Origin of the sequence: Edaphobacter sp. 12200R-103 (assembly GCF_010093025.1) — a bacterium.
In the GTDB taxonomy this organism is placed as follows: Bacteria; Acidobacteriota; Terriglobia; order Terriglobales; family Acidobacteriaceae; genus Edaphobacter.
In genome coordinates, this window is sequence record NZ_CP048114.1 from 3,316,021 (window position 1) to 3,332,763 (window position 16,743).

12 protein-coding genes are annotated in these 16,743 nt (G+C 59.0%); 6 read left to right on the plus strand and 6 right to left on the minus strand.

Features of this window, described 5'->3' with window-relative positions; translation table 11 throughout:
* The first annotated feature begins 190 nt into the window (after window positions 1–190).
* On the plus strand, window positions 191–784 hold the full coding sequence (locus tag GWR55_RS13810; RefSeq protein ID WP_238398420.1) for a hypothetical protein: 594 nt from the start codon (window positions 191–193) through the stop codon (window positions 782–784).
* 299 nt (window positions 785–1,083) lie between these two features.
* Here GWR55_RS13810 and GWR55_RS13815 read toward each other — a convergent pair whose 3' ends face one another.
* From GWR55_RS13815 to greA, 4 genes are all read right to left on the minus strand, one after another.
* A complete protein-coding gene (locus tag GWR55_RS13815; RefSeq protein ID WP_162402776.1) occupies window positions 1,084–2,277 on the minus strand; it encodes a glycoside hydrolase family 18 protein in 1,194 nt (397 codons plus the stop codon).
* A 421-nt stretch (window positions 2,278–2,698) separates the two neighbouring features.
* Window positions 2,699–3,442, minus strand: coding sequence for an endonuclease III (gene nth / locus GWR55_RS13820; RefSeq protein ID WP_238398421.1), 744 nt, complete (start codon window positions 3,440–3,442; stop codon window positions 2,699–2,701).
* 269 nt (window positions 3,443–3,711) lie between these two features.
* Window positions 3,712–4,365 (minus strand): CDP-alcohol phosphatidyltransferase family protein, encoded by a 654-nt coding sequence (locus GWR55_RS13825; protein WP_162402777.1) that lies wholly within the window; start codon window positions 4,363–4,365, stop codon window positions 3,712–3,714.
* A 63-nt stretch (window positions 4,366–4,428) separates the two neighbouring features.
* A complete protein-coding gene (greA, locus tag GWR55_RS13830; protein WP_162402778.1) occupies window positions 4,429–4,905 on the minus strand; it encodes a transcription elongation factor GreA in 477 nt (158 codons plus the stop codon).
* Between the two features lie 279 nt (window positions 4,906–5,184).
* Here greA and mltG point away from each other — a divergent pair, with 279 nt between their 5' ends.
* The 3 genes from mltG to GWR55_RS13845 all read left to right on the plus strand — a co-directional run bounded on the left by mltG (window position 5,185) and on the right by GWR55_RS13845 (window position 8,157).
* Window positions 5,185–6,180 (plus strand): endolytic transglycosylase MltG, encoded by a 996-nt coding sequence (mltG, locus tag GWR55_RS13835; protein ID WP_162402779.1) that lies wholly within the window; start codon window positions 5,185–5,187, stop codon window positions 6,178–6,180.
* Between the two features lie 311 nt (window positions 6,181–6,491).
* A complete protein-coding gene (locus GWR55_RS13840; RefSeq protein ID WP_238398422.1) occupies window positions 6,492–7,376 on the plus strand; it encodes a hypothetical protein in 885 nt (294 codons plus the stop codon).
* 52 nt (window positions 7,377–7,428) lie between these two features.
* Complete coding sequence (locus GWR55_RS13845) at window positions 7,429–8,157, plus strand: bifunctional 2-polyprenyl-6-hydroxyphenol methylase/3-demethylubiquinol 3-O-methyltransferase UbiG (RefSeq protein WP_162402780.1); 729 nt, start codon at window positions 7,429–7,431, stop codon at window positions 8,155–8,157.
* Between the two features lie 18 nt (window positions 8,158–8,175).
* Here GWR55_RS13845 and GWR55_RS13850 read toward each other — a convergent pair whose 3' ends face one another.
* Entirely contained in the window at window positions 8,176–9,216 is a 1,041-nt protein-coding gene (locus GWR55_RS13850) for a DUF481 domain-containing protein (RefSeq protein ID WP_162402781.1), read from the minus strand.
* Between the two features lie 300 nt (window positions 9,217–9,516).
* Window positions 9,517–12,783, minus strand: coding sequence for a TonB-dependent receptor (locus GWR55_RS13855; RefSeq protein ID WP_162402782.1), 3,267 nt, complete (start codon window positions 12,781–12,783; stop codon window positions 9,517–9,519).
* 362 nt (window positions 12,784–13,145) lie between these two features.
* On the opposite strand from GWR55_RS13855, the gene cobO reads away from it, so the two are divergent.
* Window positions 13,146–13,709, plus strand: a complete 564-nt coding sequence (gene cobO / locus GWR55_RS13860; protein ID WP_162402783.1) for a cob(I)yrinic acid a,c-diamide adenosyltransferase — start codon at window positions 13,146–13,148, stop codon at window positions 13,707–13,709.
* A gap of 459 nt (window positions 13,710–14,168) precedes the next feature.
* On the plus strand, window positions 14,169–16,718 hold the full coding sequence (locus tag GWR55_RS13865) for an ABC transporter permease (protein ID WP_162402784.1): 2,550 nt from the start codon (window positions 14,169–14,171) through the stop codon (window positions 16,716–16,718).
* Window positions 16,719–16,743: the final 25 nt, after the last annotated feature.

A 16,743-nucleotide genomic window follows, 5' to 3' on the forward strand; every position in this document is an offset into this window, starting at 1 on the left:
CGCCCTTCGGGCTTCGCTCAGGACGACACGATTGTCAGGTGAGGGAGGCGCACTGTGCGGCGATCATGCCGGGCCTCGCAGCTTTTCAGTTTCACGCGCTGCGCATCCTGCAACCCCACCTTAGCTTCGCGACGGTGGGGCACCCGGTCTGGTGGCTACGCGGAGTTTCTAGACCGATTATCCTGAAACCATGTGCCGGCGAGCCCTGTCCCTCTGCACTTTTCTGTTCACGATCTTCGTCATCCCCACGCACGCCACAGAGGTCCACATCTCTGCCCAGGCGCTTGAGCGCACCCTCCAGACGCAGCTCTTCAATGGTCCCGATGGCCGCTACTATCTGCGCGGAGACGCGAAATCCGCCTGCTACGTCTACGCGGAGAAGCCGCGCATCACCTTCAATCAGGATCGCGTCGTCGTCCACGTCCACACCCGCGCCAAGCTGGGCACTGGCGTTTATGGCAACTGTGTCGGTGTCTCCCTCACCCGCGATGTCGATGTCTCCGTGCTTCCTGACGCGCAGAGCGAGACCATCGGTTTTCGCGATGCGCGGATCGACCGGCTCAGCAACTCGCGCGAGCTCAACTTCCTGCTGGAACCGTTTCTGGAGCATCAGCTCCCGCAGCAGCTCAAGGTCAATGCCGCCACGCTGATGCGTCAGCTTCTCACCAAATCCGCCGAGACCACCGGCTATGCCATCACGCTCGATAACCTGAAGATCCATTCCATGATCGTTCAAAACAATCTGCTGGTCCTCGATGTCGACACCATCCTGAGCGTGCGCTGATACGTCGAGACAGGATCGCAGTCTAGGTCGTATCCTCATCGATCTGCACTCCGATCACACTTGTCCCAACGATGCCATCCTGTCGGTTGCGCAGGATAGGGCCGTGGCCAGGAGATACATTCCTGAGTGGCCCAGAAGATCCATTCCATCGTAGTTAGGAGATACAGTGCTTCGCCGTCGCGTGAAGTGTCATCCTGAGCGAAGCGCGCCAGCGCGAAGTCGAAGGATGACACCTCCGGAAAGGCTGCTAAAGAAACTGCCCTGGTGATTCTCCCAGCCAAAGCGAGATAGCTGGCAGTCTAGTGTTGCGCAAAGCCGCTGTTGATGGCGTCCAGCAGGATGTTATCGGGGTCTCCGCTGTACTGCCAGAACATGATGCCGCCCAGGTGGTGGCGTCTCACGTAGGCGGTGCGCGCTTTCTCCGCTTCGGCGTCGTTGTAGGTAATGAAGGTTCCCGACTGCGCGTTGTAGAGGTAGGGGGCCTCGGCCACGGGATCCCAGTACCGTACAAAACCGTTGGCATTAACCAGTGGCGCGACCTGCCAGAATAGGATGTCGCTGCCCTTGCCGGTCACCGGCTGCCAGAGGCCGTGATTGGCAGGCCCCACACCCGTCCAGCGACGACCGTAGAACGGAACGCCGATCACCAGCTTGCGGCGCAGAACGCCCGCCTTCAGGTTCATCTTCACAGCGTCGTCGATCGAGATCTGCTTCGGGTCCTGCGGGTTGGTGTACAGCGGTGAGTCGTGCCCCGTATTCTTCTCCCGGGCCGAATACCAGTCGTAGCACATCATGTTTACGCTGGTCATCCACTTCGCCGCCTTGCCCATCTCGGTATTGTCCAGCCACTTCTGGGTGGCGCCTGTCGCAGACGAAGTCACAAGCTGGCGCCCCAGCGGCTTCTCCTCCCTGTCGAACCGCCGCCGGAGATCACGCAGCACCAGCGTGTAGTTCTGTTTGTCCTCCGGTCCAACCTTCATCCCGGCGGTATGCGTGTATCCGGGATACTCCCAGTCCACGTCGATCCCATCCAGGTTGAATCTCTCGATCATCGCCATCGCGCTGTCGACGAACTTCTTTCGTCCCTCCGCCGTCGACGCCATCTCCGAGAAGCCGGCAGATCCTGAGCCTCCACCTACGGAGAGAATCACCTGCAGCTGCGGATTCTGCTGTTTCAGGCTTACAAGCGCGCGCAGGTTGTCGCCATCATGATCGCGGCGCTCGGAGATGACGCCGTCCTTCAGCATGAAAAAGGCGTAGTTGATGCGCGTCAGCTTCGCGGCCGCAATCGTCGTCGGGTCCAGCAGCGCTCCGGGCTGCGGCGCCATCACGTATGCCACAACCTCGTAACGGGGACGTTTGGGAACCGTGCCATAGGCAGCGGCGCAGACAGAGAAGCAGAGCAGAGCGGAGAGAAAGTGACGAAGTCGCAACGAAAGATCCTGCCTGAAGAAGATGCTGACAAGTATCCACCAGCGATTGGCTGGGAGCATAGGCCGGAAGGCCTATCGCATGGCTGGATGGGTGCCGATGCTGAGGATTGATTGAAATGCTGTGTTCTGTATCTCAAATCTGATCGCAGATAGTTTCCTCGGAGATGCTGATTGGGATGATGCCTCGCGGGCGTATCCACATAGAGCTGCTTTCCGTGGTGTCATCCTGAGCGGAGCGCGTCAGCGCAGAGTCGAAGGATCTGCGGTGCGGGATCCGTAGTGGGCCGCAAACAGACCGCAGATCCTTCGACTGCGCTTCCCGCGATAAGGCCGCGTGAAGCTTCGCTCAGGATGACACCTTCCTGGAGAAGCCCCGCAGTGGGTTCTCCGAATCGACTGCCATCGTGCATTTTCGGGCGACCGTGATCGGACTCCAGGGATAGGTGGATACCCAGGCTCCCTGCCTGCTGCAAAGCCCACCTTAGCTTCGCGAAGGTGGGGCAACCGGTTTCGGGTCTGCGTGGGGAACATGCTTCTGCCCATAGGGACACAGCTTCAGCAGCGGGCACTCGGGACACTTCGGCTCTGAGAAGGTGCATATCTTCTGTCCAAGCTGCTTGATCAGTTGATGGTGCTCGTCGAGCATCTCGGCAGTCCATGTCTCCGGGACCATCCGCATTAGGCGCTCTTCGGTCGTTGCTGCATCCGCTCTCGGAGTCAGACCCAGCCGTTGGGTCACGCGCAGGTGATGCGAATCGACGCATAAGGCCTTGCGCCGCAGCGTCGAAAAGTTGACCACCGCCGCACTCGTCTTCGGACCTACGCCGGGAAACTGCTCCAGCCAGGCGCGAATCTTGTCGGTGCGATAGCGTGCCAGGAAGTCCAGCGTCAGACTTCCGTATCGCAGGGTGATGCTTTCGAGCGCAGCCTTCAACTGAACCGCCTTCTGCTCCGGGAACGAGACATCGCGGATTGCGTCCTCGATCTCGGATACCTGAGCGTCGCGCAGGTTCTCCCAGGTTCCAAACCGCGCGCGAAGCTGGCGGACCACCTGGTAGGTCATCTCCGTCTTCGTCCGCGAAGAGAGCAGCGAGTAGATGAACTGCGATAGCGGATCCCAGGGCTCGCGAGGCTTCTGCTCACCAAAGTAGCTGAGAAGCAGGCGATGAATATGTGCGAGCCGGTCGTCCGGTTCAGTGTGATTTTGGAAGAGGGAAGCCATCATTACGTCTGTATTAAGCTTACGCGGAGAATGTCCATCCCTTCGGTAAAGGCGAGAGGACGCTTTTTGGTGGTGGATGCAGAAGACGTGGTCCCATTCGAGCAGACAGTGCCCATTCGACCATAAACCGGGTGCCCCATCTTCGCGGCGAAGCCGCTAAGGTGGGTTTGCAGAATACCTCCCGAGGCATTCCTGGCCTACCGGCACAATACAGGGACTCTTCGCCTGCGGCTTAGAATGACGGACTGGGTTTGCTTCGGAGAAAGACGATGCTACTGGCGGACTGTGGCCTCTACGCCAGCGGGCGCCAGCTTGCGGCGCTCCGTCTCCAGGTAGGTGTAGCGGATGCGGTGAATGACCGTAATGGTCGAGAAGATGGCCAGCACCCATAGCGCTGCCGCCATCACGCCCCAGCGGTTGCAGAGCGCGCCCAGGATGACGCAGACGATGCGCTCCGGGCGTTCCATGAAGCCGACCTTGCAGCTTCCGATCAGCGCCTCGGCGCGGGCGCGGGTATAGCTGACCATCAGGCAGGCGGTCATCACAAAGGCCACCAGGCCCACGTAGAAGAGACGGTTGCCACGAGCGTAGTAGACCAGCAGGCCGAAGAAGATGGCGACGTCGGAGTAGCGGTCGATCACCGAGTCGAAGAAGGCCCCGAAGACGGAGACCTGGTTGGTCTGCCGGGCCACGCGGCCGTCCACCATGTCGAAGATGCCGGCGCCGATGATGGTCAGGCCGGCATAGAGGAACATGCGGTCGGCGTGCGGGCCGCGGGCAAATCCGAAGAACAGCGCGGCAACAATATTAATGATCAGGCCGATGAAGGTCAGGGTGTTCGGAGAGATACGGGACAGCGCCAGACCGTTTACGATCTTCTGCAACAGCCAGCCGCTGCCTTTCCCAAATGCGCCCGTCCAGGTCAACCTTATCCTCGTGCCAGTTCGATCTATCTATATCCATGCGGCGCGAAACCGCTGGGTTTTTCTCTACTCCGCCGCCGTATCGTGAATGGTGGTCAACTTCAGGATCTCAAGCTCCCGCTTTCCATTGGGAGTGACGACCGTTGCCATATCCCCGACCTGCTTGCCCAGCATCGCCCGTCCGATGGGCGAGGTGGTGGAGATGAGGCCCTGGGCGACGTCCGATTCCTCGCTGGTCACCAGCTTGTACACAATCTCCTCGTCCTTGGAGGTGTCGAAGACCGTTACCGTCGCGCCAAAGCCTACCTTATCGTGGGGAATGTTGGCTAGGTTCACCAGGGCAAGCTCGCCCATGCGCTTCTTCAGCTGGCCCAGCCGGGCATTCACAAACTCCTGGCGCTGCTTGGCCATGTGGTACTCGGCGTTCTCGCTCAGGTCGCCCAGGGCGACGGCTTTCTTGATCTCGGCCGGAAGCTCGGTCGTCAGCTCGTATTCAAGCTGCCGTATCTCCTCCTGAAGCCGCTTCATAATCTGTTCTGGCATGGAGCCTTCCTGTTTCGGCTTAAATTGCCCGCGACATCGGAAGCCACGGAATTCCCTCCCGCGCTCGAAGACTCGTGCATGGGGTGAAACTAGGATTATACGACTTTGGGTAAAATCATTCCCCCCAGCGATGGCAAGGGAAGGCGTCGGGTGGGAATGGGAAAAGGTTCCACCCGTTAGTAGCAATGGAATGAGACCGCTACACGGACACCGGCATTCTCCATGAGGGCTAGCCCCGCGGCATCCTAAAATAGAGAATCACCGGAGGTCTCCCTCATTTTGAAGTTCATTGGCTTTCTGCTGCTCCTGATTATCCTGGTGGCCTTTACCGGCGGTGTCCTTGCGGCCTTCTATATCTACACGCCTTATGGCCCCGCGACGGAGACCTTCGTTGAGATTGCGCCGCATACCGGGACCCAGGCCATCGCAGTGCTGCTCGAGCAGAAGAGGATTATCCGCAGCCGCTATGCCTTTGAGTTTCTCAAGTTCAGCCGCAAAAACACCCTCAAGGCGGGAGAGTATCGCTTCGACCACCCGGCACCCCTGACCGAGGTCTATAACCGCATCGCCAAAGGGGATATCTACTTCCACGCCCTCACGATCCCGGAGGGATACAACATCTTCGACATCGCCCAGGCCGTCGAGGCTGCCGGGCTGGGCAAGCGCGACGAGTTTCTGGCCGAGGAGAAGGACCACACGGAGCTGATCGCCGACTGGACGTCCGGCGACGCCCATCCGCCAACCTCCCTGGAGGGCTATCTCTTCCCCGATACCTATCACTTTGCCCGACATACTCCGGCGGTCCACATCCTCGCGGCGATGGTGCGGCGCTTCCGCCAGGCCACTCAGCAACTGAACCTGACCCACGACGTTTCCCGCACCGTCATCCTGGCATCGCTGGTGGAGAAAGAGGTCTCGCAGCCGGAAGAGCGTCCACTGGTGGCCGGGGTCTTCAAGAACCGCCTGGAGAAGTCCATTCCTCTTGCGACCGACCCTACGGTGATCTACGCCGCTCTGTTGGATGGCCGCTGGCGCGGAACCATCTACGCCTCCGACCTGCGCTCGCCGTCGCCGTACAACACCTACCGCCACGCCGGACTTCCCCCCGGCCCGATCTGCAATCCCGGAATGGAGTCGTTCCGCGCAGTGCTGTCCCCGGCAAAGACCGACTACCTGTACTTCGTCTCCGACGCCGCAGGCCACAGCCGTTTTTCGGCGACGCTCAAGGAGCACAACCAGAACGTACAACAGTATCGCAAGGATCAGCAGCGTTAGGGGATTCAACTCACACGGCGGAGCTCTGAGGGGCTCCGGCTGGTCTGCAGGAGCGGATTGGGCATTCTGCAAACCCACCGAAGCTTCGCGAAGGTGAGGCACCCAGGCAGCGGAGGAGGATCGTATTCGCGGTCAGGGGAGCCCAGGATGGCGCCTTGCTTCTGATACCAGCTATGCTGATGGTTAATCTGTGCGGTGTTCGGCCTGACATTTTTCAGGAACCTTCACCTGCCGACTCTCATCTATACCTCTTGTAGCTCTCAACTTGCGCTTCCAGCAGAACCCGGACGGTATACTTAACCTTCGTGCGCTTGAAGATTCGAAAAATCCTGACGCTGTGCGTTGTCGGAGTTCTTCCTGCCCTCACCGGATGTTTCTCCCACGTTCGCTATGTGCCCAAGACCCGTGTGGCCGATGTCATCATGAGCGCTTCGCTCGATGACATGGCGCGCCAGCTCGTCACCCGGTACGATTCCATGCGGACGTTCAATGCCAGCGTGGAGATTGCGGCTACCACAGGCGGCGGTCTTCAGGGCAAGGAGATACAGTACACCAGCTTTGCCGGTTACATCCTGATGTGCAAGCCGGAGTTTCTTCGCGTGCTTCTGCTGGTTCCGGTGGTCCGGACACAGGCGCTGGATATGGTCTCCGACGGCAAGAACTTCAAGCTGCTGATTCCTCCGCGCAAGCGGGCCATCGTCGGATCGAACACGGTGACGACCCAATCGAAGAATGGCCTTGAGAACCTCAGGCCCGATGTCTTCTTCGATTCGATGTTCGTTCAAGGACCGGAGAACGACCAGATCATCTCCATGACCACGGACATCCGGGTGATTGAGAGTGGCAAGAAGAAGAAGGACCTGATCGAAGAGCCGGCCTATTCCATGCAGATTCTTGCCAAGCCCGAGGGGCAGACGGTCCGCACGCTGCGCGTGATCCACATCAACTCGATCGACCTTCTGCCCTACCAGCAGGACATCTACAACGACAAGGGGCAAGTCGTCACCAAAGCGCATTACAGCAACTATCGCTACTATGGCAATACGCCGTATCCCTCGAACATCGTGATCGAGCGACCCCGCGATCACTACTCCCTGACGGTCAACATCACCAAGCTCACGCTCAACCAGAAACTCGACGACGACCAGTTTGAGCTGAAGATCCCGGAGAACATCCCGGTCGAGACGCTCAAGTAGCTGTCTCTCCCACAGGACCTGGCCGGCCCAATCCGCAGAGTGGAAAACAGCCATGACACAGAACATCTACGACGATCCCCGGTTTTTCGACGGCTACTCCCGTCTGCGACGATCGGTGGATGGTCTCGAAGGCGCGCCGGAGTGGCCTTCGATGCGTGCCCTGCTGCCGGATATGCGTGGTATTCGCGTACTCGATCTCGGCTGCGGATACGGCTGGTTCTGCCGCTGGGCCCACCAGCAGGGCGCGTCCTCTGTTCTCGGTCTCGATGTCTCCCGCAAGATGCTCCAGAGAGCATCGGAGATCCAGCCGACGGAGGGCATCGAATATATCCGGACAGACCTCCAGTCCGTTAATCTTCCTGTAGCTTCTTTCGATCTCGCCTACAGCTCGCTCGCGCTCCACTACCTTAGCGACCCCGGCCTGCTCTTCGAACGCGTCTACGCTGCGTTAAGCAAGGGAGGAAGATTTGTCTTCTCCACCGAGCACCCCATCTACATGGCGGCCCACAACCCGGGGTGGTTCACTGACGGAGCAGGCCGCAGAACCTGGCCCATCGATGACTACTTCAATGAAGGCCCGCGTGTTACCGACTGGTTGGCTCCCGGCGTCGTCAAGTATCACCGTACGCTCGGAACCACGCTTAACCTTCTTCTTCGCGCGGGCTTCCTCCTTACGCACGTCGAGGAGTGGAGACCCACGCAAAGCCAGATCGAAGCTGCCCCTGAGCTTCTCGAAGAACTCGACCGCCCCATGTTTCTCCTGGTGGCTGCGGAAAAGTAACCGCAGAAGCCACAGAAGTTATTTGAGCCTGTAGCTGATTCCGCTGGTGACCTGGAATGAGTTCCTCTGGTTTATGGGCGCTGGATACATCACCGGCGGCGGATTGTTCAGATAGCTGTCCTGCGTGCCGATCTGGAATCCCAGCCGCTTGTAGACCGGGAAGGTGAGGCTGTTGGTCTCGTTGGCGGAGTAGGCACTTGGCTGGTTGTAGGCCGGCAGGTACTGCATCTGCTGCTGAAAGACAGCCTTGAACGGCAGCTTGCGAAGGTAGCTCAGGCTGAAGGTCGAGCCGATCAGGTTGGTGTTGGCGTTGAGCGAAGTCGCCAGGAACTGCTGCTTCTCATACTGAAGGGTTGCCTTCAGATCAAGCGTCTGGTTCGGCCGTTTAAGGACGGTCCAACCGACTCCGCCGCCGTAGATCTGTTGCAGGTCCAGGCCCTGGGAGAAGTTGTGGTCGAAGGCCGTTCCCACCAGCAGGTAGATCCGCGAGGTGATGTACTCGTCTCGTTCCGAGTCGCCGTGAAAGATGGAGGTCTTCAGGTCGGGAAGCTGCGGCGCGTCCTGGGCCTGTCGCTGGGTGATCCTGCTGTACGATCCGGTGAAGTTGAGCGTCGTGCGGTTGCGCGGCGGCAGATAGGCAACGCTGGGCATGCTTCGCATCAGCGCCACGCCGGTGGTGTAGGTGTAATTGTTCTGGGTGGCTTTGACGGTGGTCAGCCCCAGGCTGGCCGCTCCGGTCCAGCGGCGGAAGAAGTTGACCTCCTGAACCGCCTCGCGGTTGAAGGTCTCGGCATCAAGAACGTCGGCCGTCTCCTTGATCGGCATCACCTCTGCCTCTCCTCTCCCCTTCAGCTCGATCTTGTCGTTCTCCACGTTGATGGAGCCGGCGGGAACGTTGCGGATGGCGCGCCAGCTCCAGCGCTGGTTTTTGCCAAGCACCACAAACTGCCGCTGTGAGCGCAGCTCCTTCACCTTCGACCAGCTCACGTTGATGTCGCCAGCCATATCGCTGTGGAAGGTGACCGTATCCCCGCTGGAGTGCATCAGCCTTCCGGTCATCTGATCTCCATTGATGAAGACCAGGACGTCCCCCGATTCTGTCTGTTTTGAAGGTTCTTCCGCGCGAATACCAATGGAAACAAAAAGACATACTGCAAACAGAAGAAGGAAAAGACCAGCCCGGCAAATTCGCATGATCTCTTAAGCCTAACCAAGCCTGAGTCGAATGGCTCCCACCCGCATCCCGGAAACAACGGGATGCTTCGTCTTCCTCGATTTTGTAAAGACGATCACCGACAACGCCCCCGCTCCAAAACAAAAAGGGCGCTCCCAAAGAGCGCCCTTCATACCCACACAACCTTAGAAGCTGTACTTCAGCAGGAACCGCAGTGTGCGTCCTCCTGAATGTGTCAGGCCATAGTTAAGGAAGGTGGATGTTCCCTGACCGGGAGCCAGAATGCCGCTGGTTAGCGTGGAGTTCACGATGTGAGCAGGCTGACTCCCTGTCGCAGGCTGATTCGTCAGAGCATGGTTGAACACATTGAACGACTCCGCACGGAAATCGATGGTGTGACGTTCCCCGATATGAAACCCACGTTGCACCGACATGTCCCATTGCTGGTTGAACGGAGAATAAAGCGAATTGCGCCGGATGTCGTGGCCCTGGGTCAGATAGGGAGCTAAAACCCAATGAACCTGATCCAGCGTTACAGGATGGCAATCGTCGTTCGTGGTGAAAGCATAAGCGCCATCGCAATATCCTCCCGGAGAAGGATCAAAAAAATCGTCTGCGTGAATTGCATAAGTTCCTATCGGAGCCTTTGGATTCGCCAGCATGGGCCGGTCGTTCCCAATCCCGTCCCCATTCCAGTCATAGATATCACTGGTCTCAACGTTGATGGGTGATCCGCTATACATGGAGGTAATTCCCGCAATCGTCCAGTGATTTGCCACTGCTGCTGCAAATCGCTTTGAGCCTTCCGCATGCCATACCGGAGGGTTGTACAGATAGGTCAGGGAGAATACATGCCGATTATCAAAGGCAGACGGTCCCCATTCCAGACCCCTCGGATTTGGGTATTGACGTTCTGCGTACGTCGACCAGTTTCCATCGGAAGGCGTAAACAGCTCCGAACCCGTGTCCATATTCTTCGCAAAGGTATAAGCCGCCCGCAGCATCACCCCATGCTGCATCTTGTGTTCGAGGTTGACCTGTCCGGCGTGGTACATCGAATCATTCGTATTATCTTCCCGGATGATTCGCCCTCGCGTGGGAAAGAGCCGTGGTCCACCGGACTGTCGCGGGTTAAATTCCGTCGTGGCGTATTGATGGACGCCCCTGTTCCCTACATACGCCACGGAAAGTACGAAATCTGCGGGGAGCTCCTGCTGCACCCTCAGATTCCATTGATAGTTTTCCGGGTCCAGAAGATGACTGGTAATCACATTCGAAGTATCGGTCGGCAGAGGATTCTTATTGGTGATCCGATCCAGTACGCCGGACCAGTCTGCAGTTCCTCGAGGCGAGTTGCGGCTATTCAGTATCAGCTTGGTCGCCGCGTTCGGAGAACTTCCCTGAATATTCGCAATGATATTGCTGAAGATGTGATCGTAGAAAAGACCGAATCCGCCGCTGATGACCGTCTTGCCTTTAGCGAATGGAGAATAGTTGAAGCCTATTCTGGGAGCGATGTTGTTTCTGTCACCCTGCTGGCGAACATTGCAGGGAAAGCATGCCGGATCGGAAGAATTGAATCCAGGGTAGCCGAGAGAATTGAAGGGAGTGCCGTTGTATTCATAGCGGACGCCAAAATCCATTGATAGATTCGGCATCATCTTCCAGGTATCCTGGGCATAGTAATTCTGCGACCAGATCTGCGGCCTCGCGATCGGATTGCCGAATTGGATATTCGCTCCGCTATTTGTACTGCTGCCCCCAAAGTCATCCAGATAATTGCCAAGGGAGCGGTACCCGGCCGCGATCGAGTCGGAATAAGCGATCGATCCCATGTAGTTGAAGGGAATTTGATCACGAATTCGGATATCGGCAACGTCGAAGCCCACCTTGAGGGAATGCTTCCCATGGGTCCAGCTCACCGCGTCCTGCAACTGATAAGTATTGTGGAACCGCCCTTGCGGAACGGATCCGGCCGGAACGCCGAAGCCGGTAACTCCAGCAATCGAAACTGCCGGTATTTGAGCCAATGGGTTCGCAGCAGTCTCCGGACGAAGACCGAACGTGAAGCCGATACGGCTCCACGACAGACGAAGCTCATTCAGCAGATTGGAGCTGAAGATATGTGTTTCTGTCAGTCCAGCGTTATCGACGATTCCCGATTGCTGCGTGTCGAACCCTGGAAGCTGGTTCGGAAAGTTCTGCGTGTCGTACGGAGTATTCTGCGGAGCGTGAATATAGCGCATCTGCAACTTATCCGACGGTCTCAGATTAACGTCGACCTTGGCCACCAGCTCATAGCTGTTCACCTGGCTTCCCAGGCTCCGCTGGACTCCGGCAAAATCCACCGTGCCTCGATCGATCTGAGTTACAGGATCCTTTCCTAAAGCCAGCGTCTTGGCAAAGTTGGGATTGGTACCCCGAAGATCCCCATACGCCTTGAGCAGATTCGCAATGCGAGGATTGGACGAATACTGCTGCAGCTTCGCATATCCCGCAGGGGTCGGAAGGGTCAGAACACCAAGGTTTGCTGTCTGCCGTAAACGATCCCATTGCGTCGATACAAAGAAGAAGGCGCGATCCTTTACGATCGGTCCCCCAATCCTGAAGCCAAAGATGTTCTCTCGCGATTTATTCTTCGGGTTGCCGGCCAGAACATCCGCGTGGTCGGTCGCATTCAAAGAAGAGTTGAGTAAGCGGTCCCATACGGCTCCGTGGAACTGATTGCTTCCGCTGCGGTAAATCAGGTTGGAAACAGATCCTCCATGGCCAAACTCGGAAGAGAAGGAATTAAGGAGGAACGTAACTTCTTCGATCGCCTCGGTATTCGCAGGCTGGAACGCCTGCCCGTGAAGGCCCTGGTCGTTGTTGTCCATTCCTTCAATAAGAAAGTTGTTATCGCGCGGGCGCGAGCCGTTGACTGAGAACGAAGTTCCATTCGTCAGGTCAACCGTCTTAACCATGGATACACCCGGCAGCGTGGTTGCCAGTGCATAAGGATTCAGGCTGGAAACAGGCAGCGTCTGGACCTCTTGCATATTGAGCGTATTGCTCAGCTCACCACTGTCCGTGCGCAGCAGCTCGCCCTCAGCCGAGACATCGACCGAGGCGGTCGCACCGCCGGCCTGCAGCACCAGATTCACCGAAGTCACCACAGAGCTGGTTACATGAGCGCTGGGAGCAGACGTCGTCCCGAAGCTCTCCGCCGTCGCCGAAATCTTGTAGTCGCCCGGAAGCACAGCCTCGATGCGATACGCACCGGCGCCGTTCGTCGTCGCCGTGCGCGTGTCGTTCGTCTGCAGCGAAACCGCAGTTACAGCGGCTCCCGCAATCGCAGCGCCCGAGGCGTCCGTGATCGTACCGGCGATCGTTCCCTGCGGCGATTGCGCAAGGCAGGTTAAAGAAAACAGGCAGAGGCCCACCGGCAGATAAGGCTTGCATCTTGCAATCACTGACACCATGAGAGAGAAAAATTTGTGCATATTTTTATGGATCCCTGTCCCCGTTCCATTCCGAACGATCCTCCGGAGAACCTGTTCGGTACCCGGCCGACACATCAAAAGTAATAGAAGAGGTAACTTAAGTATGCAACCGAATGCACTTTCGAAACCGTCGCCAAACGCTTTTACGTTCTAAATCGTGCTGCAGTTCGCAGGAGTCGCACTTTTTTCGGACTGGGGAGGCTTCCCGGCGATTCATTTTGTAGGTACCGGCACTTCTATTTGATCCTGCCCGCGAGCCGGATTTCCAGGGGACCGGCTTTCCATCCACTCGTACCCATCATCGCTTATCTCTCCTGTATCCTTCCGTCAGGATGACTGAAACCTCTCGCCGCGGACTCATTCTTATCAACACCGGCCCAGGCAAAGGTAAGACCACTGCCTCTTTCGGAACCTGCCTTCGCGCCGTCGGTAATGGCATGCGCGTTCTTATCCTGCAGTTCCTCAAGGGTTCCTGGCACTACGGCGAACTGGACGCCATCGAGGCTCTCGGCAAAACCTTCGGCACTCCCGACGATCCCGCCATCGTCATCCGCCAGTTGGGCCGCGGCTTCGTTAAGGTAGGCGGCGCCGAAACCGACCCCGAAGACCTCCGCCTCGTCGAAGAGGCCTGGTCCGAGGCAGCCGCCGCCATCCTCTCCGGCGACTGGGACCTGGTCGTGCTCGACGAGATCAACTACGCCATCGGCTACAGGATGCTCGACCCCGAAAAGGTTGCCGAGGTCCTCCGCAAGAAGCCCGAGATGGTCCACGTCATCCTGACCGGGCGCAACGCCCACCCCACCCTGATCGAGCTGGCCGACACCGTCACCGAGATGCGCGAGGTCAAACACGCCTACCAGAAGGGGATCCTGGCCCAGCGCGGCATCGAGTTCTGAGATCTGCGGTTTGCCAGTCCCGCAGCCCCCTCTCCCGCCAAGCCCAAAATCCGGGTGCCCCATCTTCGCGACAGCCCCATCGTCGCGAAGGTGGGCATTCGAGCGAAGCTCGAACCGTCTTCATCCTGTCGACTACTCAAACTGTGTCATCCTGAGCGAAGCACCTTGCAGTCTTACCGCAAGGCGCGAAGTCGAAGGATCTGCGGTTCGGGATGGCCGCTGAGTCCAGGCAGACAGCCGATTCTTCGCCAACGATGCCACCCATAGAAATGGGGACCAAAACCAGCCCACCGCTGTCCGATACCGGACGCCATTGTCCTGAAGCGAACAACCGCACACCGCAAAGGGGCGGTCACCCTCCACGAAAAGCGATGATTCTTCAAGCCCTTCCGCCCACCGGCTTTTGGCGACCCATTTGCATCTCGGACAAGAACAGAAAACGCCAGCGAGGTGCATGGGATGGGATCGATCCTGCAGGATATTCGTCACGGTCTACGACGGCTGAGAAGATCGCCCGGATTCACGCTGCCGGCATTGCTGACCCTGACCCTGGGCATCGGTGCGACCACGGCCATCTTCACGCTGAGCTATCAGGTCATCCTCCGCTCCCTGCCGGTCGACCACCCCGAGCAGCTCTATAAGGTCGGCAAGGAGATCGAGTGCTGCGTCGACGGCGGTCTGCAGACGGACTGGCGCATCTTCTCCTACGATCTCTACCGCACGCTGCGCGACCAGACCCCGGGCATCGACGGCCTGGCCGCAGTGGAGGCTGGCACAACGACGGTCGGAGCGCGGATTCCAGGAGATGCAGCCGCCCAGACGCTCGATCTGCGCTTTGTCTCCGGCAACTACTTCTCCGTGCTGGGCGTAAGGCCGATGACGGGTCGGCTGCTGACCCCGAAGGACGACCGCGAGGGAGCGGCTCCCGTCGCCGTCGTCAGCGATGCCGTGTGGAAGCTGAAGTTCCATCAGGACCCCGCGCTGGTCGGCTCGACTATCACGCTGACAGGTCATCCCGTCACCATCGTCGGCATCACCCCGGAGGGCTTCTTCGGGGACAGAAACTCCGCCGACCCGGCAGGCGTCTGGGTTCCTCTCGCGCAGGAGCCCATCTTCAACCCGATACGTCAGCTTTACAAAACACCGAACGCGCACTGGCTCGACCTGCTCGCCCGGATCAGCAACAAAAACAACGTAGCCCCGGCGGAGAGCGCCATGCGGGTGGAGCTCGTCCGTTGGCTGCGCACCAATCGCGACCCGCAATCGCGCGACACCGAAGCCGATATCGCCAAGCAGACCACCGAGCTTGCTCCCGCAAGCGACGGCATCAACAACCTTCGCGACAACTATGAGAAGAGCCTGATCCTCCTGCAACTGATCGCTGCCTTTGTTCTCGTCATCGCCTGCGCCAACCTGGCCAACCTGATGCTGGTGCGCGGTGTGGCCCGGCGCCAGGAGCTCAGCATCCGCTGCGCCCTCGGAGCCCCGCGGTCCCGCCTCATTCGCGAGATGCTGGTCGAATCCGTCACCCTCGCCGTCTTCGGCGGGATCTCCGGACTCCTCGTGGCATACGCCGGGGTCAAGGCGATCCTTGCGGTGGTGATGCGCGGCGTCTCGATCGATCCGCTCAGCGCCAGCCCGTCGCTGCCCGTGCTGCTCTTCGCTCTCGCCGTCTCCGGGCTCACCGGCATCCTCTTTGGAATCGCGCCTGCGCTGCTGGCCTCGCGGCTGGACCCCGCCGACGCTCTGCGCGGCGCCAATCGGACCATCGGCAATATCAGCGGGCTGCAGCGTGCGCTGGTCATCGTGCAGGCAGCCCTTTCGGTGGCACTACTCAGCACCTCCGGATTGCTGATCCTCAGCCTGCAGCGGCTCCAGCACCAGGATTATCACTTCGAGACGCACGGCAGGCTGATCGCGTTTATCGATCTTCAGGCAGCGGGCTATCGTTACGACCAGCTCGACAATCTCTACCGCCAGCTGGACCAGGCGTTCGCCGCTGTGCCCAGTCTGCATGATGCGGCTTACGCAACGTACAGTCCTATGTCCTACAACAACTGGAGTCAAGGCGTGGCGATCAACGGCGGCGATCCGAACGCAAAGTTCAATGCAAGCTATTCCGCAGTCTCACCGCGGTTCTTCGACGCAGTGGGAACCCGCGTTCTCGATGGCCGCACCTTCACCGATGAGGACACCTCCACCAGCCGTCACGTCGCCGTCGTCAACCGGATGTTCGTGAACAAGTTCCTCAACGGCAAGCAGCCCATCGGCGTCCTCTTCGGTCCCGACCGGCGCGTATCGACCGAGTTCGAGATCGTCGGCGTCGTCGACGACTCCAAGTATGGCGACCCCTCGAAGCCGACCCGTCCCATGTTCTTCACGCCGATGTCGCAGACGACGGACTATCAGCACGTCAACGCTCCGCAGACGATCCGCGACCAGGCGACGAAGAATGAGCAGTACAAGCACTTCGCCTCAAACATCGTCGTTCGCTACGACGGCGATGCCGGAGCGGCCATGGCGGCCGTGCGCCGCGTGCTCCAGCAGGTCGACGCCGATATTCCCATTCGTTCCCTGACCACCTACGACGAACAGGTTGGCAACTACTATACCCAGCAGACGCTGGTCGTCCGGCTGACCATCATCTTCGGCGTCCTTGCGCTGCTGCTCGCCTCCATCGGGCTGTACGGCGTCACCGCGTATGGAGTCGCAAGGCGCGTCCCCGAGATCGGGCTGCGCATGGCCCTGGGCGCAGACCGCGGAGACGTCGTTCGCCTCATCCTGCGGGGAGCCGCCATGCAGACTGGAATCGGCCTGCTGCTGGGAATTCCCGCAGCGCTGCTGGCAGGACACTACCTCCAATCGCAGCTCTACCAGATGAGCGGTTACAGCCCCGCCATCCTGATTGGAGCCTGCGCCGTGCTCGCATTGAGCTCGCTGATAGCAGGAGCCATGCCCGCGCGCAGAGCCTCGCGCGTCGATCCCATGCAGGCCCTGCGAACGGAGTGAGTGCCACAATAGACCCCATTCACCC

Bases quoted from the DNA above. Each gene is read 5' to 3' on its own strand.
- GWR55_RS13850 (WP_162402781.1), bottom strand. From the start codon at position 9,216: ATGACCGGAAGGCTGATGCACTCCAGCGGGGATACGGTCACCTTCCAC.
- greA (WP_162402778.1), bottom strand. From the start codon at position 4,905: ATGCCAGAACAGATTATGAAGCGGCTTCAGGAGGAGATACGGCAGCTT.
- GWR55_RS13865 (WP_162402784.1), top strand. From the start codon at position 14,169: ATGGGATCGATCCTGCAGGATATTCGTCACGGTCTACGACGGCTGAGA.
- nth (WP_238398421.1), bottom strand. From the start codon at position 3,442: ATGATGGCTTCCCTCTTCCAAAATCACACTGAACCGGACGACCGGCTC.
- GWR55_RS13810 (WP_238398420.1), top strand. From the start codon at position 191: ATGTGCCGGCGAGCCCTGTCCCTCTGCACTTTTCTGTTCACGATCTTC.
- cobO (WP_162402783.1), top strand. From the start codon at position 13,146: ATGACTGAAACCTCTCGCCGCGGACTCATTCTTATCAACACCGGCCCA.
- GWR55_RS13815 (WP_162402776.1), bottom strand. From the start codon at position 2,277: ATGCTCCCAGCCAATCGCTGGTGGATACTTGTCAGCATCTTCTTCAGG.
- GWR55_RS13845 (WP_162402780.1), top strand. From the start codon at position 7,429: ATGACACAGAACATCTACGACGATCCCCGGTTTTTCGACGGCTACTCC.